This window comes from Sporosarcina sp. FA9, assembly GCF_051550205.1.
Classification (GTDB): Bacteria; Bacillota; Bacilli; order Bacillales_A; family Planococcaceae; genus Sporosarcina.
On record NZ_CP188819.1, the window covers coordinates 1,575,329 to 1,600,003 of the forward strand.

General features: G+C 35.9%; 24 protein-coding genes. 13 read left to right on the top strand and 11 right to left on the bottom strand.

The window, feature by feature from the left end; all coding sequences use genetic code 11:
- Positions 1 to 21 precede the first annotated feature (21 nt).
- Entirely contained in the window at positions 22 to 705 is a 684-nt protein-coding gene (locus tag ACP8HH_RS07670) for a hypothetical protein (protein WP_438318150.1), read from the bottom strand.
- Between the two features lie 225 nt (positions 706 to 930).
- On the opposite strand from ACP8HH_RS07670, the gene ACP8HH_RS07675 reads away from it, so the two are divergent.
- Positions 931 to 2,220, top strand: a complete 1,290-nt coding sequence (locus ACP8HH_RS07675; protein ID WP_438318153.1) for a purine/pyrimidine permease — start codon at positions 931 to 933, stop codon at positions 2,218 to 2,220.
- A gap of 71 nt (positions 2,221 to 2,291) precedes the next feature.
- Here the strand turns inward: ACP8HH_RS07675 and speB are convergent, their stop codons facing one another.
- The 4 genes from speB to speD are packed head-to-tail and all read right to left on the bottom strand — an operon-like array spanning position 2,292 to position 6,259.
- A complete protein-coding gene (gene speB / locus ACP8HH_RS07680) occupies positions 2,292 to 3,137 on the bottom strand; it encodes an agmatinase (RefSeq protein WP_438318156.1) in 846 nt (281 codons plus the stop codon).
- Positions 3,127 to 3,978 carry a polyamine aminopropyltransferase gene (gene speE / locus ACP8HH_RS07685; protein WP_438318158.1) on the bottom strand — a complete coding sequence of 284 codons (852 nt, stop codon included), beginning with the start codon at positions 3,976 to 3,978 and terminating at the stop codon, positions 3,127 to 3,129. Before speE ends, speB begins: the two co-directional genes overlap by 11 nt.
- Positions 3,975 to 5,435, bottom strand: a complete 1,461-nt coding sequence (locus tag ACP8HH_RS07690; RefSeq protein ID WP_438318161.1) for an aminotransferase class I/II-fold pyridoxal phosphate-dependent enzyme — start codon at positions 5,433 to 5,435, stop codon at positions 3,975 to 3,977. The genes speE and ACP8HH_RS07690 overlap by 4 nt, the downstream gene beginning before the upstream one ends.
- Positions 5,432 to 6,259, bottom strand: coding sequence for an adenosylmethionine decarboxylase (gene speD / locus ACP8HH_RS07695; protein ID WP_438318164.1), 828 nt, complete (start codon positions 6,257 to 6,259; stop codon positions 5,432 to 5,434). Before speD ends, ACP8HH_RS07690 begins: the two co-directional genes overlap by 4 nt.
- 440 nt (positions 6,260 to 6,699) lie before the next feature.
- On the opposite strand from speD, the gene ACP8HH_RS07700 reads away from it, so the two are divergent.
- Entirely contained in the window at positions 6,700 to 6,885 is a 186-nt protein-coding gene (locus ACP8HH_RS07700) for a hypothetical protein (protein WP_438318167.1), read from the top strand.
- A gap of 79 nt (positions 6,886 to 6,964) precedes the next feature.
- On the opposite strand, the gene ACP8HH_RS07705 is transcribed toward ACP8HH_RS07700, so the two are convergent.
- From ACP8HH_RS07705 to ACP8HH_RS07715, 3 genes are all read right to left on the bottom strand, one after another.
- Positions 6,965 to 7,786 carry a squalene/phytoene synthase family protein gene (locus ACP8HH_RS07705; protein WP_438318170.1) on the bottom strand — a complete coding sequence of 274 codons (822 nt, stop codon included), beginning with the start codon at positions 7,784 to 7,786 and terminating at the stop codon, positions 6,965 to 6,967.
- 97 nt (positions 7,787 to 7,883) lie between these two features.
- Complete coding sequence (locus ACP8HH_RS07710; protein WP_438318173.1) at positions 7,884 to 8,714, bottom strand: S1C family serine protease; 831 nt, start codon at positions 8,712 to 8,714, stop codon at positions 7,884 to 7,886.
- A gap of 274 nt (positions 8,715 to 8,988) precedes the next feature.
- Positions 8,989 to 9,870, bottom strand: a complete 882-nt coding sequence (locus tag ACP8HH_RS07715) for a LysM peptidoglycan-binding domain-containing protein (RefSeq protein ID WP_438318176.1) — start codon at positions 9,868 to 9,870, stop codon at positions 8,989 to 8,991.
- Positions 9,871 to 10,136: 266 nt separating this feature from the next.
- On the opposite strand from ACP8HH_RS07715, the gene ACP8HH_RS07720 reads away from it, so the two are divergent.
- Positions 10,137 to 11,300, top strand: a complete 1,164-nt coding sequence (locus ACP8HH_RS07720) for an aminotransferase class I/II-fold pyridoxal phosphate-dependent enzyme (protein ID WP_438318179.1) — start codon at positions 10,137 to 10,139, stop codon at positions 11,298 to 11,300.
- Positions 11,301 to 11,350: 50 nt separating this feature from the next.
- Here ACP8HH_RS07720 and ACP8HH_RS07725 read toward each other — a convergent pair whose 3' ends face one another.
- Positions 11,351 to 11,881: a 3D domain-containing protein gene (locus tag ACP8HH_RS07725; RefSeq protein ID WP_438318182.1), complete on the bottom strand. Its 531-nt coding sequence runs from the start codon at positions 11,879 to 11,881 to the stop codon at positions 11,351 to 11,353.
- Positions 11,882 to 12,043: 162 nt separating this feature from the next.
- Here ACP8HH_RS07725 and ACP8HH_RS07730 point away from each other — a divergent pair, with 162 nt between their 5' ends.
- Positions 12,044 to 13,240 carry an MFS transporter gene (locus ACP8HH_RS07730; protein WP_438318185.1) on the top strand — a complete coding sequence of 399 codons (1,197 nt, stop codon included), beginning with the start codon at positions 12,044 to 12,046 and terminating at the stop codon, positions 13,238 to 13,240.
- A gap of 9 nt (positions 13,241 to 13,249) precedes the next feature.
- On the opposite strand, the gene ACP8HH_RS07735 is transcribed toward ACP8HH_RS07730, so the two are convergent.
- Positions 13,250 to 13,564 carry a hypothetical protein gene (locus tag ACP8HH_RS07735; RefSeq protein ID WP_438318188.1) on the bottom strand — a complete coding sequence of 105 codons (315 nt, stop codon included), beginning with the start codon at positions 13,562 to 13,564 and terminating at the stop codon, positions 13,250 to 13,252.
- A 465-nt stretch (positions 13,565 to 14,029) separates the two neighbouring features.
- Between ACP8HH_RS07735 and ACP8HH_RS07740 the strand changes: the two genes are divergently transcribed.
- From ACP8HH_RS07740 to ACP8HH_RS07770, 7 genes are all read left to right on the top strand, one after another.
- Complete coding sequence (locus tag ACP8HH_RS07740) at positions 14,030 to 15,046, top strand: DctP family TRAP transporter solute-binding subunit (RefSeq protein WP_438318191.1); 1,017 nt, start codon at positions 14,030 to 14,032, stop codon at positions 15,044 to 15,046.
- Between the two features lie 61 nt (positions 15,047 to 15,107).
- On the top strand, positions 15,108 to 15,584 hold the full coding sequence (locus ACP8HH_RS07745; RefSeq protein WP_438318193.1) for a TRAP transporter small permease: 477 nt from the start codon (positions 15,108 to 15,110) through the stop codon (positions 15,582 to 15,584).
- Complete coding sequence (locus ACP8HH_RS07750; protein ID WP_438318196.1) at positions 15,581 to 16,855, top strand: TRAP transporter large permease; 1,275 nt, start codon at positions 15,581 to 15,583, stop codon at positions 16,853 to 16,855. Before ACP8HH_RS07745 ends, ACP8HH_RS07750 begins: the two co-directional genes overlap by 4 nt.
- Positions 16,856 to 16,880: 25 nt before the next feature.
- A complete protein-coding gene (locus ACP8HH_RS07755) occupies positions 16,881 to 17,948 on the top strand; it encodes a tartrate dehydrogenase (RefSeq protein ID WP_438318199.1) in 1,068 nt (355 codons plus the stop codon).
- Between the two features lie 24 nt (positions 17,949 to 17,972).
- Entirely contained in the window at positions 17,973 to 18,728 is a 756-nt protein-coding gene (locus ACP8HH_RS07760; protein ID WP_438318202.1) for an SDR family NAD(P)-dependent oxidoreductase, read from the top strand.
- Between the two features lie 54 nt (positions 18,729 to 18,782).
- Positions 18,783 to 20,228, top strand: coding sequence for an aldehyde dehydrogenase family protein (locus ACP8HH_RS07765; protein WP_438318205.1), 1,446 nt, complete (start codon positions 18,783 to 18,785; stop codon positions 20,226 to 20,228).
- A 164-nt stretch (positions 20,229 to 20,392) separates the two neighbouring features.
- Positions 20,393 to 21,037, top strand: coding sequence for a metal-dependent hydrolase (locus ACP8HH_RS07770; protein ID WP_438318208.1), 645 nt, complete (start codon positions 20,393 to 20,395; stop codon positions 21,035 to 21,037).
- A 326-nt stretch (positions 21,038 to 21,363) separates the two neighbouring features.
- On the opposite strand, the gene ACP8HH_RS07775 is transcribed toward ACP8HH_RS07770, so the two are convergent.
- Entirely contained in the window at positions 21,364 to 22,041 is a 678-nt protein-coding gene (locus tag ACP8HH_RS07775; RefSeq protein WP_438318211.1) for a GntR family transcriptional regulator, read from the bottom strand.
- Between the two features lie 534 nt (positions 22,042 to 22,575).
- Between ACP8HH_RS07775 and ACP8HH_RS07780 the strand changes: the two genes are divergently transcribed.
- Positions 22,576 to 23,424, top strand: a complete 849-nt coding sequence (locus tag ACP8HH_RS07780; RefSeq protein WP_438318214.1) for a transporter substrate-binding domain-containing protein — start codon at positions 22,576 to 22,578, stop codon at positions 23,422 to 23,424.
- 91 nt (positions 23,425 to 23,515) lie between these two features.
- Entirely contained in the window at positions 23,516 to 24,670 is a 1,155-nt protein-coding gene (locus tag ACP8HH_RS07785) for a saccharopine dehydrogenase family protein (RefSeq protein ID WP_438318216.1), read from the top strand.
- The last annotated feature ends 5 nt before the right edge of the window (positions 24,671 to 24,675 follow it).

The window sequence follows — 24,675 nt, forward strand, 5'->3', positions numbered from 1 at the left end:
TGTGTGATGACTTGGCTTTGTTTATTCAAGTGATGATTGTGATTTTGATTCCAATATATCTTTTTTAAAAACTAAAAAAGCATTTGCACTTTCGGAGTGTCCATCATATCTATAAGTTTGTGTATGGTAATTATCCTCGGGAAATCCATATTCAGATATTAAAATGCCGGGGCCACCAATAATGGCTTGTGCATCGTCATACGTCATGCCAGTAGGAATTTTGTCAAACTGCTCTGATGTTATGATTACTTCTGATTTTTCAGGTTCACCTGAATAGAATGTTTTATGACTCAGTTCACCATTAAAGAATGAAATACCCATATCAATGCCTTCATAACCTTTTTCTTTAAATTGATAAGTTACGGAAAGACTGTCTGTACTTTCTCTAACGGACTCCTTTTTTCCTTCTGAGCCTAGAATATCTACAACCTTTATGTAGGTCATGCCCTTTTTTAATTGATCAAAATTTCCTTTATTCAAAATACCATGTTGGATAAAATCCTTCTTTTTATCAGTACTAGCTGTGCTTTTAATCGGTTTGTGTTCAGAGTTCTTAGGTATTGATGAAGAGATTGCTTCGTTGATGTTTTTTTGTTTTTCTACATAAAGGTTAAAAATAATTGTTGCACCAATTCCAATAACAACTCCGATAATAATCAAAAAACCTGTCACACCTGCCACACCAAATTTAAACCATTTAAACATGGGAAAATCCCCCTTATTGTATCTATAATTATAGTATATAGGAAGTATTGTTGGACAAGTTCCTATTTCTGCAATTTGGGAGAAAAGCAACGGTGAAAGGGTAGGGTAAATAGTAGTGATTTTAGAGTGAACTTTTTTAATTTAATTATTTTTTTCTCAAATTTTTATTTAATGTTTATTCGTGTATAGTATAAGTACATATGAACAAAGCAACGGAGGAAAAGTATGAGAAATATGATTGGTGGGGTTCAGTGGGCAATTTTTCTTATCGCATCGTCCATTGCTGCCCCGATTGCAATTGCGCATGTATTTGAAATGGATACAGGAGATACAACACTTTTTATTCAACGGACCATATTTGTATTAGGGGTAGCTTGTATTGTACAAGCGCTATTTGGTCATCGATTACCTATTAATGAAGGACCTGCGGGGTTATGGTGGGGTGTATTCGTTGTTTATGCAGGTATGGTAGGAGTAATGTATCCTACAGCCACTGATTCCTTAAGGGCATTACAAAGTGGTATGTTGTACAGTGGTGTACTATTTATAATTTTAGCACTGACGGGCGTCGTTACTAAAATGAAACGTTTGTTTACGCCGGCGATTACATTTACTTATTTACTATTACTTATATTGCAACTAAGTGGAACATTTTTACAAGGAATGTTCGGTATAGAAACTGCGGTTGATAGTATTGACGGGACTGTTACTTTTGGTAGTTTGGTTGTTATTTTAATTACCTTCATTACGATGAACCACAAAAATAGTTGGATATCAAAATACTCAATACTCATATCAATAAGTCTAGGTTGGTTATTATTTCTCGCGCTTGGGAAAGTATCTCCTATACAATCTCACGTAACGAAACTCATTGATTTTCCAGATGTATTTGTGTATGGGAAACCAATATGGGACAGCGGGATGTTTGTTACAACGCTATTTATCACATTGTTATTAATTGCTAATATGATGGCATCCATACGAGTTATGGAGAACTTATACAAACATTCATTTGCCATCGAAGTACCAGATCGTGTAAAAGAAGGATCCATTGCATCAGGTATTAACCATCTGCTATCAGGTGTTTTTTCTGCAATTGGACCTGTGCCAATCTCGGGTGCAGCAGGTTTTGTAGGAGCGACGCGAATGATTTCGATTAGGCCTTTTATTATCGGTAGCCTGATTGTTATTGGGATGACCCTTTTTCCAGCGGTCATGGGTTTTTTCGCAACATTACCAGCGCCAGTAGCTTATGCAGTAACTTTTGCAATCTTTACTAAAATGGTCGAAATGGCATTCACAGAATTGGCAACAGATAAAAACCAAACACAGGCTTTTAAAGTTGCTGCATTTGGTTTGATGATTGGTGTTGGATTAATGTTCATGCCGCCAACAAGCATGGCGGGATTACCGAATATCCTATCAACGACATTATCGAATGGACTTGTTACGGGTACAATAATCGCGATGATGATTGAGCAGTTCTTATTGTGGCGTGCGAAATCAAGAAAATAAGAATCTAATTTAAAATTAAAAAAGTGCCTATGTAAATGTTGGATTTACATGGGCACTTTTCATATATAGATTTAAATCATTAATATTAATTCCCGTAGTACTTTGCATGCTACAGCTGTTGAGATGCCACTTTGGTCGTATATAGGGGACAATTCGTTAACATCACATGCGATGATGTTAAGTTCACTAACATCGAGCATAGCTTGCAATAACTCTAGGAAACTAACCCCACCAGCTTCAGGTGTGCCTGTACCGGGGAAGACAGAAGGGTCTAATACATCTAAATCGATTGTTAAATAAATCGGTTTGCCCTTAAGTTTTTCAACGATTTCATTTAACCCATTGAAATTGAATTTGTTTGTAAATACATGACCTTTTCCCCATTGAAATTCGCTACGGTCTCCTGATCGAATACCGAACTGAAAGATTCTATCGTCCCCAAGGATATCCCACACTCTATGAATTACAGTTGCATGGGATAGTGATTCACCTAGATAATCATTACGTAAATCTGCATGTGCATCGAATTGTATGACATGTAGATCTGGATACTTTTTAGCAGCAGCTCGAACTGCACCTAAGGTGACTAAATGTTCGCCCCCGATCATGCATGGGATTTTATCGTCTTCTAAAACAAGTGTAGTATATTCTTCGATTTGAGTAAGTGCTTTTTCAGGGTTTCCAAAACTAAGCTCCAAATCACCACCGTCAAAGACTGCGATATCTTCCAAGTCTTTATCTTGATACGGGCTATACGTTTCAATCCCGAAAGATTCACTTCTCATTGCTTTACTCGCAAAACGTGTTCCCGGGCGGTAGGAAGTTGTCGAATCGAAAGGAGCTCCGAATATAACGACTTTGGATTCCTCGTACTCATTATCGCATCCAAGAAAGGTTTCGATATTTTTACTCAGCATCTTCCAGTTGCTCCTTCACATAATTTGGAAGGGCGAACGAGCCAACATGGATTTCAGTATTATAATATTTTGTTTTTAGACCAAGAGCATTCCATGATGCGGTATCCAAGTCTTTAATTGGATCGAATTTCTTTGAAGCAAATCCGAAAAGCCAATGGCCTGATGGATATGTGGGTATATGTGCTTGGTACACATGACAGTTCGGGAAAAATTCTACAATTCGATTATGTGCACGTTGCATAGAAAGGGCGTATTCTGCATAAAACGGGCTCTCGTGTTGATTCACAAGAATTCCATCTTCATTTAAGGCATTGTAGCAATTTCCGTAAAATTCTTTTGTGAAAAGTCCTTCACCAGGACCAAATGGGTCGGTAGAATCAACGATAATTAAGTCGTATTCATTTTCTTTCGTACGAACAAATTTTAGTCCATCCTCAAAAAACAGGTTCACTCTAGGATCTGTTAGTTTTGAAGCTGTAAGAGGAATGTACTTTTGACAGACATCAACAACCATTTTGTCAATCTCAACCATATCAATTTGCTCAATCGTTTCATATTTCGTAAGTTCACGAACAGTACCACCATCGCCTGCACCTATAACTAAAACCTTTTTAATTTTCGGATTTGTCGCCATTGGGACGTGAACAATCATATCGTGATAAATGAACTCATCTTTTTCTGTTAACATAACCAAGCCGTCAAGAGTTAGAAGCTTACCAAACTCTGTTGTTTGTAACACATCAATCTTTTGAAACTCACTTTGTCCTGAGTAAAGATGTTGTTCTATTTTCATGGATAGTCGAACTCCGGTTGTATGTTCTTCTGTGTACCAAACGTTCATTGTGAGCACTCCCTTACTATATTAATAAATTCAATATGATTATCTTCAGTTCCTGTTAAGAAGCATCCTTTTTCTTTACAATAGTCAATATAAGCTAAAATCTCTTCGGTAATCCTTTCGCCAGGAGCGATAATTGGGATTCCGGGGGGATAGCACATAACGAATTCACTTGAAATATTTCCGGCACTTTCCGAAATTTGTAGTCTATCTTTTGGCGAATAAAATGCCTCTTGTGGAGTCATTACAACCTCTGGATTAATGTATTCTTGATCAAATAAACCATTCTTTTCTTTCCCATATCGACGTTTTATTTCTGCTAATGCCGCTACGAGTCGTTCAAGATCCCGATGTCGATCACCGACGGATATATAAGCCAACAAATTGCCTAGATCTCCAAATTCAATTTGAATATCGTACTCATCACGAAGGATATCATACACTTCGACTCCTGCAAGTCCAATATCCAGAGTATGGACAGAGAGCTTGGTTACATCAAAGTCAAAAATGGTATCTCCATTCAGTAATTCTTTAGAAAAGGCATAATATCCATCGATCTTATTGATTTCATCCCTTGTGTATTGTGCCATATCGGATACTTTTTGAAATATTTCTTCACCATTTATGGCAAGATTTTTTCTTGAAATATCCAACGATGACAATAATAAATAAGAACCACTCGTTGTCTGGGTTAAGTTAATAATTTGCCTAGTATACCCAACACTTATATCATTATTAATTAACAAAAACGAGCTTTGTGTCAACGAACCTCCAGATTTATGCATACTAACAGAGGCCATGTCAGCACCAACTGACATAGCAGAGGCGGGTAGATCCTTACCAAAGTAGAAATGTGTGCCATGCGCTTCATCTACAAGGACAAGCATTCCATGCTGATGTGCAAGATCTGTAATGGCTTTCATATTAGAACAAATCCCGTAATAGGTGGGATTGTTAATAAGAATAGCTTTAGCATCGAGATTTTGTTCAATCGCTCGTTTTACGTCACTTAGACTCATCCCTAAAGGAATGCCCAAATCTTTGTCTACTCCTGGATTTACGTATATTGGGATTGCACCACTGATAATAAGAGAATTGATGGCACTGCGATGCACATTACGAGGCATAATAATCTTTTCGCCCGATTTGCAAGCAGTCATAATCATTGCTTGGACAGCAGAAGTTGTCCCGTTTACCATGAAAAAGGCATGTTTTGCTCCAAAGGCATCAGCAGCCAAAATTTCCGCCTCTGCAATGACTGAAACAGGATGACAAAGATTGTCCAAAGGCTTCATGGAGTTTACATCCATAGTAAGACACTCTTCACCTAAAAATTCTGTTAGCTCTTTATTTCCTCGTCCACGCTTATGTCCAGGGACATCAAAAGGAACAACCCGCTTAGATTTATAGCGGGTCAATGCTTCCATAATAGGTGCTTTGTGTTGTGAGAGTTGTGTCATTTTTGTAACTCTAGTTCTTCGTATATATTTGTTCCACTAAAGATTTCAATCATTTCTCTACGTAAATTATTTGTAATTTGTAATCTTTCCTTAGGAGGAATTTCATAAGCATCTAAGTTAAACAAATAGTCTTGTAGAACAATTTCTTTTATAAGTAATTTTGTATGGAAGATGTTGGATTGATATACGTTTACGTCAATCGCATCATATTTTTGTAATGTTTGTTTATCGATATAGTCTTGAATCGATGCCATTTTATGATCAATAAAAAGTTTTTTTCCTTTTTCATCACGTGTAAAACCTCGAACTCGGTAATCCGTAGTGATGATATCCGAATCGAAACTTCCTATTAAATAATCCAATGCATTTAGAGGCGAAATCTCCCCGCATGTCGAAACATCAATATCCACACGGAAGGTCGCGATTGAGTTGTCTGGATGATACTCGGGATACGTATGAACAGTGACATGACTCTTATCCAAATGGCCAACAACAGTTTCACGTGTCTTCAAAATATCAATTTCACCACGGTTGCAGGATTCGTCAATTAGACCGACTGGAATAGATTCTTCTGATATGAGAATCGTTACACTTGCTCCTTGAGGATCATAATCTTGTTTGCTCACGTTTAATACAGTTGCGCCAATAATTTCGGTTACATTCACTAAAATATTGGTTAATCGTTCCGAGTTATATTGCTCATCAATATAGGCAATATAATCTTTTTGCTCCCGCTCACTTTTTGCATAGCTCACATCAAAGATGTTGAAGCTAAGTGTCTTGGTGAGGTTGTTAAAGCCATATAGTTTCAGCTTATTTTCCAACCCTAACTTCACGCCCTTCATACATATTATTAGATTATAATTTGAAAATGGGCTGAATAAATACAGCCGAACAAAATTCGAACTATAGCTTCATTATAAAGTATAATGACTAACAATAATAGTATTACTCATAAATCAAAAAGAGTATTTCGAAAAGATGTTTTACTGAGGGGGTAAATCATTGTATGTATGTAATTCTGAATTTATATAAGTTTAGAAGAGTGGGGAAGTGTAATGACTATATCGGTTGATAGCTAAGAATCGTTTGGGATTGATTGTTTTGATTACGCCGAATATAGATCTACGAGTAGCATATACTTAAATGGAATCATGTGAAAACTTTTTATTGATAAATTTTCTCAGTTGGGTTATTATTGAGTTGAGAAAGATTCTCAGTGTAGTACATATTAAAAGATAATATGTTGGAAGGATGATGAATTATGATTCGAATCATAATGTTGGCACTAGTAACTGGGAGCGCTTTAGGAATAACAATGGGTACCGTTTTGGGTGGTATTAATATTGACGGTGCCATATTAGGACTTATGTCAATCATTTTTCTAGTTGTCGCTATTACTTCTATTATCTTTATTAATCAAAAAAGAGTAGCTCATAATAAGATATAAATAAATGGAAACTTAATTAATTGTCTAAGTAAAAGACGCAACCAATGAAAAATTGGTTGCGTCTTTTACACATAATAAATTACACTTCTTTTTGTACTTCTTTTACAGCTGTTTCTACTTCATCTCTTGTAATTTTAACTTTACCGCTTTTTAAAGCTTTTATAGTTTTTTGTGCGAGTACTAAAGGGACTTTACAAAAAAGAACGATTCTTCTGTGATGAATGCTTTTTATATATTCATCCGCTTTTGCCAAGTTTTCTTCAGCATAGGTAAACATATCTTCTCGTGTCCAACCGTCTGGAAAGAACTGAACCCCTCGTTCGCTATCTTCGTCCTTGTTACGCAATATATTAACTGCTTGCAGTCCGCGTCCATAACTAATCGCGAGATCTCGATCTGTTACAATGTCCGCGTTTTCCTCCCATAAATCGGAAAGCATAATTCCTACAAGACCCGCAACATAATATGTATATTCATCTAAATCTTCTTTTGTTTTCACTTGCCAATCTTTTTCTACCCATTTAGCCATACCTATTGCCATTTCACTTGTAGAAGCTTTTATTTTCTCAAGCGAACCAACGGGACAAAAATCTAACCAATCACCAAGCCTTATTGAAACTTCTGGCAATTGATCTTCGTATTTTGCTATTAGCTGTGCAAAGGCTATTTTATCAAAATCTTTTAGTAACATTTTACTCGTTTCAAGCAAAATATGTTGTTTCACTTTAGCATCTAATGTCTCATGATCTTCGATTTCATCAATAGCTCGCATACATAAATAAGCAGATGCGACAGCATTTTTTAAAGTACTATCCAAAAATGTAATGGGAATGTAGAAAGTTCTACTTGTTTCTTTAAGTATTGCCATAGCTTCTTTTTGTAAAGTTTTACTATTACCCACAATAATGCCTCCAATTCCTACAATCCTTAACTTATCTTTTATTTTATCTAATTTTCAAGGAAAATGGTAGGGAAAGCCTCTTTTGTTTTATGTCTTTTTATTTTGCTGGATTATTTAATGTCCTTAAATAATAATCAATTGGAATGAATAAACCAACCTTTCCAAAATCATCATGATTTAATGTGGCAAATATGACTCCGATAACCAACCCATTTTTATTTAATATCGGACTGCCACTATTACCGCGGTAAACAGGTGCCTTAATCATAATGACTTCTTCATCCCAGTCTTTTAATTGAATAGGCTCAATGATCGTTCCTTCATTGGCAATCCCGTGAAATCGAAGAGGATTTCCAATAAATTGAATGGGTTCATTTTGTATGAAAGACTTTTCCTCAGAGAGATTGAGATAGGGTAAATTTTCACCTTCTACATTCAATACGGCAAGATCGATAGATGGGTACGTTTCTACGACCGTGGCGGAGTATCGACCATCATCAGGAAAATAGACAGATACCGTTTCATTTCCTTCAATGACATGATAATTCGTTAAAATGGTTCCATCACTAGATATTGAAAAGCCAGTACCTTTACTGTCTTCTGATGTAATGACAACAACGGACTTTTTATACATTGCTATGTTTTCATCACTTGAAAGTTCGGCTGACGTTCGTAAAAAATCAATCGCTGGAATCGAATATATTTCAAAAATAACAGAAAATGTATTGACACCAAGTACAATTGCCATTAACCAAAATATCCATTTTGGGAATTTTCGTTTTGTTTTTTTTCGATCTTTTTCTTGGGCGGCTTTCAGTAATGCTTCACGCTGTGCTTCCCAAACGAGCTCGTGCATCTCCTCTTCATCAATCTCTTCGAAAAACTCATTATCTTCACCATTATGTTTATCATCTAGGGAATCCTTCAATTATTCTCACATCCTTACGCAACTATACTAATGTTGCCATAGTTGCTGTTACAATTCAAAATTTAATGATGGCTTATGTTCATTTTGCATTGAACGATGTGCTAAGAATGGTTACAAAAGCCCGAAAAACTAGGTGGATTTGTAATCATTTTTCAACATAATAAAACCGGATATCTGTTAGAATCCGGTTTCACTCATGATTAAACGGTTAAATAAGTAGTAGGGCTGTTAATGAAAATTCTATTTCATCAATTGTTCTTTTTTGATGTACTTGTTATTCTAAAATCTTTATTTTAACCGTTTTCCGACCCCAATTTAGTGCATCCTGCCTGTGTTCAATAAAGACATCAATAATATTTCCTTTTATCGCGCTGCCGATATCCCCTGCAATCGCCTCTCCATAACCTTCCACCCATACTTTAGAGCCGAGCGGTATTATTCTCGGGTCGACTGCTATTACTTTTTGGTTTGGATTGGTACGTAGGTTAATACCGGTGTACGTAGTTCCGGAACAACCTTTACAGTAAGCTGTATAAGCAGTTGCGGTCATTGTCATTTCCTTACCAGGTCCGTTGTTGGCGGTTGTTACTTTGGCTTTTGCAACTGGCTGTGAAGTCGTTTTCGTTTTTACTTTTGCGATTTCCTGAGGTTTTTCAGGTGTTGAAATCGTTTGCAGCGTTGAATTATGGGAAGGATTATTTACACCATCTAATACGAGCTCTTGTCCTGGAATGATTAATTCACTTGAAATTGTATTCCAATTAATCAATTCATCTATAGATAAAGCATGTTCTGCAGCAATATTAAAGAGTGTGTCTCCAGGTTTTACAATATAAGTTTCCAAGTCCTTTTTAGTGCTATTCTCAGTTTCATTACTAAAACGAGGACCTTTTTTAACAATTAATTCTTGCGTTGGATGAATTATAGTGGAGTCCAAATCATTCCACCTAATTATATCCTCTATAATCACGTTGTTTTCACTCGCAATCGACCATAAAGTATCTCCAGCTTTTACAGTTTGAAAAGTAGACGACTCAAATTGTAGCTCGATTGAATCCTCAATATGAATTGGAAATGGTAATGTCGAAGCTTGTGCTGTAAATGCCCTTATAAACAATAAAGCAATTGCAGCGGAAATAAAGATATGTTTCTTCATAAAAAAACTTCCTCCTCTTAGTAGGTAAAAGAATGATATTAAGACAAACTCTTATGTCAATTGAAATTGACTACTAAGCAGCTACGAATTATGTCTTTAAGAGTAGTAGTAACCATCTCTTCTAAAATATATACATTCTTTTTTTGTTACTAGTGAAGAAAGTATTTTCAACTTATTATTTTTCATTGTATTAGTATTCACAGACTTAGAAGAAAAGTTGTGATAGGATGATAGTAAAACTTTTCATAAGTAAGGGGAAATTAAACTTGAAAATCATTGCATCTAAGAAAATGTCTGTATTTGCACCAGCAATATTTGGAGATTTAAGAATCGCAGCAGAAGCCAAAAAAGCCGCTGGATTTGACCTTTATGATTTGAGTTTGGGCAGTCCTGATTTACCACCAGATGAAAAAGTTCGAAAAGTGTTATCTGATAAAAGTTATTTGGCAGATTCCTATGGTTATACATTAGGCGGAATAAAACGGTTTAACGAAGCTGTTGTTAATTATTATCAAAGACGTTCTAATGTTTCACTAAATCCAGAAACGGAAGTAATTCAGACGATGGGGTCTCAAGAGGGACTTGTTCATCTTCCATTTGCTTTTTGTGATGAAGGAGACTATGTTTTAACGACGAATCCAGCATATGTAGCTTATGATGCAGGAATAAAACTAGCAGGGGCAGTACCTTATTACATGCCATTATTAGCTGAAAATGATTTTTTGCCCGATTTAGATGCAATCCCAGAAGATATTGCTCTTCAATCAAAATTAATGATCTTAAACTTACCAGGAAATCCTGTGCCAGCAATGCCCGACCTACCTTTTTTTCGGAAAGTTGTGGAATTTGCTCGTAAATATAATATTATTGTGCTCCATGATGCTGCCTACTCGGAGTATTACTTTTCTGGCACCTCGCCGGTTAGTTTCCTTTCTACACCGGGTGCATTAGAGGTAGGATTGGAAATCAATTCACTATCGAAAAGCTTTAGCTTAGCCGGTGCTCGAATTGCATATATCGTGGGTAATGCTGATATGATTTCCATCATTAAACAACTGAAGTCCAATTTGGATTATGGCACTTTTGCTCCAATCCAAGATGCTGCAATTGTTGCATTGGATAATGCAGAAGAAATAACGGATCGACTGCGAAGTGAGTTTTCGGTCCGGCATAATGTATTGATGGAAGGCTTAGTTGAAATCGGATGGACACCAACGCCTTCAAGCGGTGGAATGTTCGTTTGGGCTAAATATCCATATGATATGGACGATAAAGAGTTCGTCTTTAAATGCATTGAGAAAACAGGAGTTATAATGGTTCCTGGGAGTATCTTCGGCACGAATGGAGCTGGATTCGTTCGTCTGGCACTTGTTCAAAAAGCTGATGTGATTCAAGATGCAATTAATCAGTTGCGGGATTTGCAGTTGTAAAGAAAAAGTACACTACTAAAATCGAATTTAGTAGTGTACTTTTATTTAGATTAATTTATGATTTTAATTGTAACTGTTTTATTTCCCCAATTTAGTGCTCGTTTTGTATTTGGAATGAAAACATCTATGCTATTACCTTTTATGTCTCCACCAATGTCTCCAGCAATTGCTTCACCATATCCTTCAACCCAAACGCGTGAACCAAGTGGGATGACTGTTGGATCGACTGCAATCACTTTTTGATTCGGATTTGCGCGTAAATCGATTCCTGTTGCCGTAACCCCTGAACAACCTTTACAAAAAGCTGTGTAAGCAGTAGCCGATACAGTTATTGCAGTTGAATTCATTGAATTAGATATATTTAGTGGGTTTTCTAATATTAGCTCTTTACCAGGTATAATTAAATTACTAGAAAGGTTATTCCAATCCCTTAAATTTGCAACAGAGACGTTATTTTTTTGGGAAATTGACCATAACGTATCACCTTTTTCCACTGTATGTAAAGTAGATGCGGATGTTTGAAGCGCAGTACCTATAGATAACAGCATAGTTACTGAAAGTAATAGAAAAAGTTTCTTCATATAATAAAGCTCCTCCTTTTGATAACCAAGGAACAGCATAGCACTCCGATATTTCAGGAAGATTACAAAAGTATGTGTTGTACCTATCAATATATATTCACGTTGTAATATATGGAAGGATTCGAAATAATTAACTTGAAGAAATGCTTGGGGGATTTCTAAATGCAAAAAACGAGACCAAAGTTATGGACAAAAGATTTTATTGTTATATCATCTGTAAATTTCTTAATTACACTCATTTTCTTCTTGTTGATGGTGACAATTTCCATTTATGCTGTGGATATCTTTGAAGCGTCTACAAGCCAAGCAGGACTAGTTACTGGGATATTTATTATTGGGACATTGATGGGGCGTTTATTTACAGGACGTGTAATTGATAGTGTTGGTCGTAAACGGGTTATGATTGTTGGACTTGCATTATTTACACTAACAACAGCCCAATACTTTATTACGATTGATATTACTTTTTTACTCGTCAATCGTTTTATTAATGGTATTGCTTTGGGAGTAGCAAGCACGGCAACTGGAACTATTGTGGCGCAAATCATTCCGAATCGAAGGAAAGGTGAGGGGATTGGATACTACAGTATGAGCGGGACACTAGCCATGGCAATCGGGCCATTTCTTGGACTATTCATGAGCCAGTTTACGACTTTTAACGTTATTTTCACCTTTTGTCTTGTGCTGTGCTTGTTGACGTTAGTCACTTCTATTTTTATAAATGTTCCAGCACTTGATGGACCGGCCTCCACTGTTAGAGAGAAAGGAATTAAAATCACTCAGTTTTTAGAGCCGAAAGTATTGCCAATTGCGAGCGTTATCCTAGTTTTCGCTTTTGCTTATTCAAGTGTGTTGTCATTCATCACAATTTACGCAATTGAAATAAATTTAGTAAGCGCAGCTAGTTTCTTTTTCTTAGTATATGCTTTATCAATTTTAGTTTCACGCCCATTTACTGGCCGCTTAATGGATGTTAAAGGTGCGAATTTAATAATGTATCCAGCTTTTGTCAGCTTTGCGGTAGGCTTGCTTCTATTAAGTACTGCTGAAAGTAGTATCCTTCTGTTGATAGCGGCTGTACTTATTGGTCTTGGCATAGGAAATATGCAATCTACAACACAAGCAATTGCTTTAAAATTAACGGCTCCACATCGATTAGGATTGGCAACTTCCACATATTTTCTTGCTTTCGATGCCGGACTTGGATTTGGTCCATATGTTTTGGGTTTAATGATTACACAAATGGGTTTTAGTAAGGTATATATATCTTTAGCGTTACTTATGCTATTTACTTCTGTATTGTACTATTTCATGCACGGCAGGAAAGAACGAAACGAAATGCGTGAAATAAACGAGTAAGTTGCAGGTCTAAAAGAATATGGAATCGCCATCACGTAATTTTTTGTATTCACGGATGAACTCTTTTGGATTCATATCGATATCATATGTGAAAACGCCTTGGTTTGTATGTAAATAGAAAAGACCAGTGCCGCTGGAAAAAGGTCGATATGAAATATCATGCACATGATCCAGCTGAAATGTATTATTTGTAGTCGTGATGGTATCTGAGTATAAGTAAATGTGATGGATTGTTTGATGTTGTTTCTGAACGAACCAGTCAATGGTACGCTCAACAGATCGATACGTTACGGAGTGAATAACCGTTTTGTTTTGTTCATTCATTTTCATACCTCCCTAAGATAAGGATAATAAATAGTATACTCACTTTATCAGTTTTTTAGTATTACTTCCAAAAGTAATACTTTATAGATGAGAGAACTTTGATCACTTGGGAAATAAGTATATTGAAAATTTTTGTTGGGTCGTGCTATTTAATAGCATTTTATAATGGATCTGTTTATTATTAATACGCAAATAATTAGACCATTCTGCATTAAATTTAAAAAAGCATTGAACTTTTTAAATTATGACTCTATAATAATAAAAGACGCTAGAAAGGTGTGAACACTACTATAAAACAATAGCAATATATTGCATACTCTGTAGATGGCCTAGAATACATATTATGTACCATGTATACAGGTAGATATTCTGACGAGTTCAGAAAACAGATAATTCAAAGTCGTGGCACATTTTGCTGTAAAGAGGAAATTGAATTTTATATTACAATCATGGGAGGAATTTAATATGTTTAAGAAAGTTATTTTTATCGCACTAATGTCGGTTATCATGCTTGTACTAGCTGCATGTGGTTCTGACAAATCAGATGGTGCGAAGGACAGTGGAAAAAAGGACGATGAAGTTTTCACACTACAAGCAGGTCACTCTTTGCCGAACGATCACCCATACCATCTTGGATTTTTGGAAATGGCTGAAAACGTTAAGGAACGTACGGATGGACGAGTTATTATTGAAGTATTCGCAAACAGTGAAATTGGGGCTGAACGTGAATTGACTGAAGGTATGACACTTGGAACAGTAGACCTTGTAGTATCATCTACTGCACCAGTTACGAACTTTGTTCCTGAATTAGGAGTACTTGACGTACCATTCCTTTTCAAAGATCGTGATTCTGCTGTAGAAATATTAAACGGTGAAATTGGTGAAGAACTATTTGAAAAATTAAAGGAAAATGGAATCATTGGCTTGTCTTGGGGTGAAAATGGTTACCGTCACATTACAAACAGTAAGCATCCCATTAACAAACCTGAAGATTTAAAAGGGCTTAAAATTAGAACTCAAGAAAATGAAATACACATTGCTGCATTTAAAGCAATGGGTGCTCTAGCGACACCGATGGCATGGACAGAAGCATTAACAGGTTTACAACAAGGTGTTGTAGATGCACAAGAAAACCCAGCTATCGTTGCTGATCAGTTTAAATTATATGAATCTAAACAAAAATACATGACACTTACAGGTCACGTATATTCAGTTGCTATGTATATGATGAGCCAAAAAACGTACGATAAGCTTCCAGCTGACCTCCGAGATATTGTAATTGAAGAAGGTCAAAAAGCCGGTGCACAGGAACGTGAGTTAATCGTTGAAATGGAGAAGGAATCACTTGAATCGCTTAAAGAAAATGGCGTGGAAATTGTAGAAAATGTTGATATTGCACCTTTCCAAGAAGCTGTTAAACCTGTCTATTCAATGATTGAGTACCAAGAGTTATTGAACCGCATTTTAGATGCACAAAAATAAAAACTACAGTAAAAGGGGAGAGATTGTTTCTCCTTTTTTCTATTCAATGGGAGGGATTTAAGTGGATAAGTTTATTGGATATATGAACTTGACATTAAAACATTTACTTAATGTCATTATGGCTGTATTAACATTGTCTGTTTTTGCGCAAGTCATATTCCGATTTGTAATTAGACAGCCGCTTTCTTGGACAGAAGAATTAGCAATTTACTGTTTAGTTTGGCTAACATTCTTGGGTGCGGCTTACGCAATGTCACTTAAAGCCCATATAGGTGTGGAGTTTTTCACGGATTTATTTCCTTTGAAAATTAGACAATTGCTATTTATTTTGGCGACAGTTGCTAGTATTGCTTTTTATCTCATAATGGTTATTCAAGGTTACGACTTAGTTAGACAATCTTTAACTCAATTAACACCAGTACTAAGACTTCCTATGGGATATGTATATTCTGTGATTCCGATTAGTGGATTGTTTTTGATCATCAATTTAATCCATTTATTTGCTAAAGAAATTAAGACTGGGGGTAAGACAGTATGACAGCACTTTTATTTATCATGCTTCTTGTTCTGTTTCTTATTAATGTTCCTATTGCTGTCGCTCTCGGGTTATCTGCCGCGGTTGTATTTTTCGTAGATGGACAAGTATCTTTGATTGTACTTATGCAACGGATGTTTAGTTCAGTAGCATCCTTTCCGCTTTTAGCCATACCATTTTTCATACTTGCTGGGAAGCTTATGGAAAACGGGGGGATTTCTAGAAGGTTAATTCATTTAGCCAATGTTATGTTTGGTCGTATTAATGGTGGTCTAGCAATTGTTTCTATAATTGCGTGTGCTTTTTTTGCGGCAATTTCAGGGTCAGCAGCTGCAACAACTGCGGCTGTTGGTTCACTTCTTATACCTGCAATGGTCAAAAAAGGATATGACAAGAGTTTTTCCACTGCGGTACAAGCTGCAGGAGGAACAATAGGGGTCATGATTCCACCAAGTGTTCCACTAGTTTTATACGGTGTAACTGCGGGTGTTTCAATAAGCTCTCTTTTTATCGCCGGTATTTTGCCTGGTCTTTTAGTAGTAGGATCTTTACTAATACTTGTTTATGTCATTTCATTGATAAAAGGATATGGCGGCGGAGAAGCTTTCTCGTTTAAAGATTTCCTGAAAGCGTTATATGATGCGATATTAGCAATTCTAATGCCAGTAATTATTTTAGGTGGAATTTACGGTGGGTATTTTACCCCTACAGAAGCCGCAGTTGTTGCGGTAATGTACGGTCTAATTGTAGGGGTGTTCGTGTATAAAGAAATAAAAATTGCTGATTTAGTAGAGATTTTCTCATCTTCAGTTGTTATTTCTGCAGTGATTATGTTCATCATCGGTGGTGCTTCTGCTTTTGGTTATTACTTAACTCGAGCTCGCATTCCAAGAGAACTAACGGAGTTAATGCTTGGTGTTACGGATAACTGGATTATTGCTTTATTAATTATTAATGCTTTATTACTAGTTGTTGGTGTGTTCTTGGAAACTTCTGCCGCGATTATTATTTTGACACCAATTCTTGTACCAATTGTTAGTGCTTTAGGAATTGATCTAGTGCATTTTGGTATTATAATGATTTTCAACTTAGCGATTGGTTTCATAACACCACCTGTTGGTATAAATTTATTTGTTGCAGCCAATATTGCTGGGACAAAGTTTGAAAGTCTCATAAAGGCAATTATACCGTTTATCATTGTAATGATTTTGGATATCATTATCATATCGTTCCTACCCGGAATTAGTTTGTTTTTAGTAAATCTCCAAAAATAAAGTATAGAAAAGTTGAGGTGTATGTATGACGACATTTAAAATTGCTGTTCTACCCGGTGATGGTATTGGGCCGGATGTGACTGTTGAAGCTATCAAAGTTTTAAATCGATTGCAAAAAATGGATGACACCTTCAAATTAGATTTAGAAACATTCGATTGGAACAGTGAATATTATTTGAAACATAACATAATGATGCCAGATAATGGATTGGAACAATTAAAAAAATTCGATGCGATTCTATTTGGGGCGATTGGTGACTCACGCGTTCCTGATGAAATATCAATTTGGCAACTAATAATGCCGATACGAAAAGAGTTCAAACAATATGTAAATATGCGACCAATTAAACAGCTACCCGGAATAAAGTCTCCATTAAAAAGTGATGCACCGATTGACTTTGTTGTTTTCAGAGAGAATGCTGAAGGTGAATATTCAAATATTGGAGGTAGTCTTTATAATGGACAGTCCCAGGAAATGGCTATTCAAAACACAGTGATTACGGCACAAGGTGTTGAGCGAATTGCAAAATATGCTTTTGAATATGCCAAGAAAAATAATGTTGAAAAAGTAACAAGTGCAACGAAATCCAATGCAATTATACATTCAATGAAGTTGTGGGATACGGTTGCGGAAAAAGTTGCTCAGGATTATGAAGGAATTGAACTAGAAAGTGTTTTTATCGATGCATTAGCTGCTTATTTCATTCAAAAACCTGAGTCATATAAAGTCGTTATTGCGTCAAATTTATTTGGGGACATATTAACAGACTTAGGTGCGGCACTCGTTGGTGGTTTGGGCGTTTCACCATCAGGAAACATTAATCCTGAAAGAGAATATCCTTCAATGTTTGAAGCGATTCATGGATCTGCACCTGATATTGCTGGTAAAGGCATTGCAAATCCGATTGCCCAAATTTGGTCTTCTGCAATGATGCTTGAACATCTAGGTAGGGAAGATTTAGCTACTATTATTATGAATGGTATTGAAAAAGTGATTAAGGACGGAGAAATAGTAACACCAGACCTCGGAGGTACGAGCACTACTGCACAACTTGGGGATGCAATTGCGAAAGCGGTCGAAGAACAGTTTTAATCAATACAAAAGGAGGAATTGTTAATGAACTTGGAAAATAAAGTAGTTGTCATTACTGGAGCAGCAGGGGGTATGGGCAGAGTTACTGTTGAAAAAGTTCTTGGTTTCGGTGGAAGAGTAGTGGGACTGGATATTAACATTGATTCCTTACAAGCTGTAAAAGAACAATACAAAGAACATCTACTCGTAATTCAAACAGATATTACGTCTGAAGAGAGCGTTAATTCTGCGGTTCAACAAGCAGTAGAAACGTTTGGACAAGTGGATGTACTTGTCAATATTGCTGGCATTGCCCAAGCTGCAACAGATATTGAAAAGGTAACGTTGGAAGATTGGTATCGCATTTTAAATATCAATACGACGTCTGTATTTCTAACATCACGTGCAGTAGTTCCTTTTATGAAAGAGAAAAATCAAGGTGTCATCATTAATATTGCATCTATTTCAGCTGAAAGGCCAAGACCAGGATTAAATGCATATATTGCTTCAAAAGGTGCAACGATTTCATTAACAAAAGCATTGGCAATTGAATTGGCTCCTTATAATATTCGAGTAAATGCCATTAATCCAGGTCCCGCGGATACGCAAATGCTTGGTGAATTTACAGCATCCGGCACAGATGTAGAAGATGCAAAAGAAAATATTTTCAGAAAAAGTGTTCCTCTTGGTAGACTTATTACCCCTGAGGATATTGCGAATAGCATAGTCTATCTCAGCTCTGATTTAGCAACAATGATTACAGGTAGTGTTTTGAACGTAGATGGTGGAAGAGGTATTTAACCGGATTCAGCAGAAGTCATTTACTTCTATAAATAAGAAAGGTGTCTAACAAAAATGAATGAAAAACGATTGATGTATATAAATGGAGAGTGGGTTGAAAGTGTTAGTAAAGAAGTAATTGAAACGAAAAACCCTGCAACTGGGGAAGTGATAGGATCTATACCTAGAGGTGTCGCAGAAGATGTTGAGTATGCTGTAAAAGTTGCCCGGGAGACATTTGAGTCGGAAGAGTGGCATACATTTGCCCCGATTAACCGTGGGCGGATTCTTTATAAAATATCTGAAGAGCTATTGAAAGAGAAAGAGGAAATAGCTCGTTTGGAAACATTGGACACTGGAAAACCAATTTCCCAAGCAAGAAAAGATGTGGAAGCTGCGGCTTTGTATTTTGAGTATTATGCCGGAGCAGCAGACAAGATGTTCGGGGAAACAATACCAATACAGGCGGGTATTCTTAACTACACATTACGTGAACCAGTGGGTGTTACAGGTCATATTATTCCATGGAATTATCCTCTTCAAATTTTGTCGAGAAGTACGGCAGCCGCGATTGCAACGGGAAATACAGTGGTCGCAAAACCTGCAGAAGATACGCCTTTAACAGCTCTAAAGTTGGCGGAAATTATTGATCGTACTAAGTTGCCGAAAGGTGTTTTTAACTTAGTTACGGGATACGGAAAAGAAGCTGGACTTGCACTTGCAAATCATCCCGATATAGATCATATTACATTTACAGGATCTGTCCAAACAGGCTCGGCGGTTATGTCTTCGGCAGCTAAGAACATCACGCCTGTTACATTAGAACTTGGTGGGAAGTCTCCGAATATTGTATTTGAAGATTGTGATCAAGAAGATGCGGTCGAATGGGTTTTGCGTTCCATTATACAAAATGCAGGTCAAACATGTTCTGCAGGTTCAAGATTGATTATTCATGAATCTATTAAAGATGAATTTGTTCAAAAGCTCGTCCGAAAGATTGAAAAACTAACGATAGGTCATGGAATTGATGATTCAGATATTGGTCCAATTTTGAATGAAAATCAATACAATCGCATTGAAAAATTCATGGAGATTGCACGAAAAGAAAATGCCGATTTCTTAATCGGTGGGGAAAGAGCGACGGACAAAGGACTTGAAAATGGATTCTTTTTCAAACCGACTGTTCTCGATAATTTGCAAGCGGATAGCTATGTTGCTCAAGAAGAAATTTTCGGACCCGTTGTCTGCGTATTCACATTCAAGGACGAGGAAGAGGCGATTCGTCTTGCGAATGGTACAGAATATGGTCTTGTAACAGGTATTTGGACGAAAGATGGCGCAAGATCTCATCGTGTTGCCAGTAAAGTCCGCGCAGGTCAAATTTTCATAAATAATTATGGTGCTGGTGGCGGTGTTCAAATGCCTTTCGGCGGATTTAAGAAAAGTGGATTTGGTCGAGAAAAAGGTATCGAAGCACTACGGAATTACACAGCCTTGAAAAATATTGCTTTAAAATATTAAGTAATATTAAACAGAATGAAGAATCCCTTCCGCCTGGATAATCGGGTGAGGGATTTTTTATAGTTATGATTTACCGAGATAACTTACATTGTTATAGCAACCTGTTGAATATTCGATTTCAAAGATGCTGTACTATAAATAAAAAAGTAGGTAGGATTGATGAAATGAAAGGCAGTTCACATTTAGCAATAGGAGTAGCAGCAGGTGTAGGGATTGGGTTGTATAATCAAGTGGAACCAATAACAATTGGTTTATTTGCAATTGTAGGTGGAGTTGCAGGTTTGTTCCCCGATTTAGATACGAACGGAGTCGCAAGCAATAAAATAACATTATCAAAAAGCCTATTAAAAATACCATTAATGGTTATGGGGATTTGCGTTATATTATATTCTCTTTTTGAGTCATTTATGGCTTTGAGAATCGATTTACAAATTATGGGGAGCATTATAATAGGGGGCATAATGATATTATTATCCTCTGTTATTACACAGAAAAGGATGTTGTCATTTACGGGTGTAGGAATCGTAATGGGTGGGATTGCAATCGATATGAGTTATTGGATCATATTATTAGGTATATATATTGTAATCGCCTCATTCTTACCACATCGTTCGTATACACATTCAATTATTGGCCTCAGTTTCTTTGCTGTAATTTTATATATGGCACAAGAAGCCATGAATCTAGAAGGATTACTTATTGTTGGAATTGTAGGTTACATAAGTCATTTAATAACGGATATGAAATGCTTGCCAATGAATCGAAGAGGAGTTAAGCTTTTTGCTCCTGTTTGGAACAAAGAATTTTAACTTGCGGCACTACTGAGCAATCCTCAGTTGGAATATGTGTAGTATTTTTTTCCACTTTCCGTCGAATGTGCCCCAGCACGGGATAGAGAAGTGCCGCATCTCTATGACTTTTAGTATAGTCATATTAACTAGTAAATATGCAAGTTCGGAACAAATAATAAGAATAAAAAAAGATGTTATTTATGTGTACGATGTAAAATCGTAACCATTGATAGCATCTATTTATTAATTGATCATATCGTTGTAAAGTAATCCGTCATCTTTTAACTTAATATTCTTCAACCGTTGATCATTATTGTTTGAATTGCTTTATCCTATGTGTACTTTTAAAATAAATCATCGACTTTTTGATATACTCTATCGTTCAATGCGAGGCTTTCTATTGCAAATTGATAATGTAAAGTAATAATTTCTTTTAAACCAGGTAAATCTTTCTTTTTCAACAAAGAAATGATGAGTGCGTGTCCAATAGGACTTTTAGGAGTAGTTGAAAGTTCTTCAAAGAATGAATCAAATAGTATTAAGTAGATGTTTGTTTGATTTATTAGTTTTTCAATAAATTCAAGTAAATATTTATTTTCTGAACGCTCAGCAATAATCATATGGAATACTTTATTTGACTCAAGATAATCAACTAAACATTTATTTTCCAATGCAATATTTTCATTCTTTATTGATTGTTCCATCCGTTCAAAATCATTTTCAGTTAGAAAAGTAATTGCATCCTTAACGGCAATGATTTCAAGCTCTTTTCTTAAATTATAAGCTTGAACAATTTCATCTCTAGTGGGATTTACAACGAAAGCCCCTTTATTTGGTATGTTATTTACAAGACCTTCTGCTGCAAGCTTTCGAATTGCATTTCTAATAGGTGTTCGACTTACATTTAGTTGGTTAGATATTGCTGTTTCTACTAGCTGATTTCCAGGTGCTAGTTTTCGTGAAAGTATTGCCGATTTTAAAGTATTATAGATCAATTGTTCAACAGATTGTTTTCTAGTCATTAATGGGGCACCTTCCTCTGCAACATTTATTATATAACAATATTTTCTATAAGCATAGAAAAATACTTTTATAAAATAATAGTTAATAGTATAGTAGAAAATTTATTTACATAATAAGTAAAAAATAAATAATGAAAATTTTAGAATTGAATTTTATTAATTAAAGGAACTTACTAACCGAGTATTTATAATAAATTATACATTGTTCTACAACCTTGAGCAACAATGAATTTTGGGATTAATTTGTATAAACTTTTAAATCTATTCCTTCTTAATTATTTATATAGAAAGACGTTGTAGGAATGTACTATAAGCTCTCCGGTATTCAGAGTATTTATAAGGGTTAAAATAAAAAGACATTGACAATTTAGTCTTATTGAGAGTATGATAAACAATATTGGTCTACAAAAAAGAAGGACATTATTGAGACCGATAGAATAAATGCCTCAATGTAACGTTTTTACGGAGGGAGTGAATTTTTAAATAGTTATGAAAGTGCTTACAAAAGTAAACAGATTCTGGGGAGGTCATGATTTGAAGAAGAAATTATTATTGTCGATTTTCACTTTAGTTATTTTTGGTATAATTGCAGGTTGTGGTAATACAGATGATAAAGACAAAGAGACAACAACTGAAACAAAAACAGATGCAGCAGAAGTTACAACGGATACTATGGGTCCAGTTTTAACTAGACTGGAAAAGTCAAAGACATTAAATGTTGCGTTTGAAGGAACTTACCCGCCATTTAACTTCTTGGATGACAAAGATGAATTCCAAGGTTTCGATGTTGATATTTCTAATGAGATTGCAAAACGTTTAGGTGTAGAGGCGAAGTTTATTGCAACAAAGTGGGATGGTTTGATTGGTGGACTTAAAGCAGACAAGTTCGATGTAATTATTGGACAAATGACTGTAACAGAAGAACGTAAAAAGAGTGTAGATTTTACAGACCCATATGTAATTACTGGTTCAGTTCTAATTACACGAGAAGATAATACGGACATTACAAAACTCGAAGATCTTAAAGGCAAAAAAGTTGGTGTTGGTGGCGGTACAACATTTGAAGAAGTTGCAAAAAGCGTAGAAGGTGCAGATGTTAAATTGTACAAAGCTATGAGTGATTACGTTCAGGATCTTACAAATAAGCGTTTGGATGTAATTATTAATGATCAACTATTAATCAGTTACAATATAAAAGAACAAAATTTACCACTTAAAATTGCAAGTGAAATTGTAAACAAAGACGAAATTGGAATGGCTATTAATAAGGGTAATGAAGATTTTGTTAAGAAAATGAATGAAACACTTAGCGAAATGAAAGACGATGGCACATATAAAGAAATCTACAAAAAATGGTTTGGAACGGATCCATTAGAAAGTTAATTTATTTATTTTTAGATAGGATAATTTGGTAAGTTACGAATTATCCTATTTATTAAGTACTATTCGAATAATAGAGCGGAGGAAAATACAGATGCACGTAGTTGTCTTAGGAACAGGAATGATTGGTACAACAGTAGTGAGTGAATTGGCAAAGTTTGATGGAATCGATAAAATCACTGCAGTAGATGTTAGACAAGAGAGTATTGATAAGTGTCTTGAAATAGCAAACAGTAAAAGAGTAAGTGGTAGAGTTGCTTCTCTTGCGTCAGAAGAAGATATTGCTAAAGTTCTTAAAGATGCTGATATAGCCGTTGCATGTCTTCCGCACTCTTTAAGTCTGCCTGCAATCAAAGCAGCAATTTCACAGAAATGTAACTTAGTAGACCTCGTAGGTTCGAAATACGTAGAGAAAAAAGAATTACATAAGGAAGCACAAGAGGCTGGTGTCATAATCGTTCCAGGTTGTGGTGTTGCCCCGGGAATCACAAACTTTTTAGCAGCACAAGGTATTGAATTATTAGATGAAGCAGATGAGGCAGTAATGATTTGTGGTGGTATTCCCAGACACCCAGTTGAACCTCTTTGGTATCAAGTCGTTTTTAGACTTGAAAGTGTTTTGGGACTGTATGGTAAACCAGCTCTTGCTGCAGAGAATGGTAACCTCGTAGAATTACCACCTTTATCAGGTTTGGAAGAATTGACATTTGCTAGTCCTGTAGGTCTTTGTGAGGCTGTCGTAACAGATGCACATAGTACGGCTTATACACTTAAAGATAAAGTTACAAAACTCTATGAGAAAACAGTTCGTTATCCTGGTCATTGGAATAAAATGAGGGTAATTGCAGAACTTGGGTTCCTAGATGATACGCCATTGGAAATTGAAGGTATTGTTACTACGCCACGTGCGATTTCTGAAAAAATCTTGCTACCGAAAATGGCTGGAATTTCAAATGAAGACATTACAGTAGTAAGAGTAGAAGTAACGGGTAAGAAGAATGGCATAAAAGTAAAACATCAATGGGATATGATTGATTTATATGATCACGGTCGCGGAATTACATCAATGGCTAAGACAACGGCACTTCCGGCAGCTGTGTTTGCAAAATGGATTGCAAATAAAAGAATTACAGAAACAGGGGTTGTCGCTGTAGAAGAGGTTATTATAAATGAGAGATTCCAGCCATTTATAGACGAATTAGAAGGACTGGGAATTTCGTTTGAATATAAAGAGGAAGTGCTAGACTGAAACTA

Excerpts from the sequence above, each read along its gene's own strand:
- ACP8HH_RS07670 (WP_438318150.1), bottom strand. The coding sequence starts at position 705 with ATGTTTAAATGGTTTAAATTTGGTGTGGCAGGTGTGACAGGTTTTTTG.
- ACP8HH_RS07675 (WP_438318153.1), top strand. The coding sequence starts at position 931 with ATGAGAAATATGATTGGTGGGGTTCAGTGGGCAATTTTTCTTATCGCA.
- speB (WP_438318156.1), bottom strand. The coding sequence starts at position 3,137 with ATGCTGAGTAAAAATATCGAAACCTTTCTTGGATGCGATAATGAGTAC.
- speE (WP_438318158.1), bottom strand. The coding sequence starts at position 3,978 with ATGAACGTTTGGTACACAGAAGAACATACAACCGGAGTTCGACTATCC.
- ACP8HH_RS07690 (WP_438318161.1), bottom strand. The coding sequence starts at position 5,435 with ATGACACAACTCTCACAACACAAAGCACCTATTATGGAAGCATTGACC.
- ACP8HH_RS07700 (WP_438318167.1), top strand. The coding sequence starts at position 6,700 with ATGATTCGAATCATAATGTTGGCACTAGTAACTGGGAGCGCTTTAGGA.
- ACP8HH_RS07715 (WP_438318176.1), bottom strand. The coding sequence starts at position 9,870 with ATGAAGAAACATATCTTTATTTCCGCTGCAATTGCTTTATTGTTTATA.
- ACP8HH_RS07725 (WP_438318182.1), bottom strand. The coding sequence starts at position 11,881 with ATGAAGAAACTTTTTCTATTACTTTCAGTAACTATGCTGTTATCTATA.
- ACP8HH_RS07730 (WP_438318185.1), top strand. The coding sequence starts at position 12,044 with ATGCAAAAAACGAGACCAAAGTTATGGACAAAAGATTTTATTGTTATA.
- ACP8HH_RS07735 (WP_438318188.1), bottom strand. The coding sequence starts at position 13,564 with ATGAATGAACAAAACAAAACGGTTATTCACTCCGTAACGTATCGATCT.
- ACP8HH_RS07740 (WP_438318191.1), top strand. The coding sequence starts at position 14,030 with ATGTTTAAGAAAGTTATTTTTATCGCACTAATGTCGGTTATCATGCTT.
- ACP8HH_RS07750 (WP_438318196.1), top strand. The coding sequence starts at position 15,581 with ATGACAGCACTTTTATTTATCATGCTTCTTGTTCTGTTTCTTATTAAT.
- ACP8HH_RS07755 (WP_438318199.1), top strand. The coding sequence starts at position 16,881 with ATGACGACATTTAAAATTGCTGTTCTACCCGGTGATGGTATTGGGCCG.
- ACP8HH_RS07760 (WP_438318202.1), top strand. The coding sequence starts at position 17,973 with ATGAACTTGGAAAATAAAGTAGTTGTCATTACTGGAGCAGCAGGGGGT.
- ACP8HH_RS07765 (WP_438318205.1), top strand. The coding sequence starts at position 18,783 with ATGAATGAAAAACGATTGATGTATATAAATGGAGAGTGGGTTGAAAGT.
- ACP8HH_RS07770 (WP_438318208.1), top strand. The coding sequence starts at position 20,393 with ATGAAAGGCAGTTCACATTTAGCAATAGGAGTAGCAGCAGGTGTAGGG.
- ACP8HH_RS07775 (WP_438318211.1), bottom strand. The coding sequence starts at position 22,041 with ATGACTAGAAAACAATCTGTTGAACAATTGATCTATAATACTTTAAAA.
- ACP8HH_RS07785 (WP_438318216.1), top strand. The coding sequence starts at position 23,516 with ATGCACGTAGTTGTCTTAGGAACAGGAATGATTGGTACAACAGTAGTG.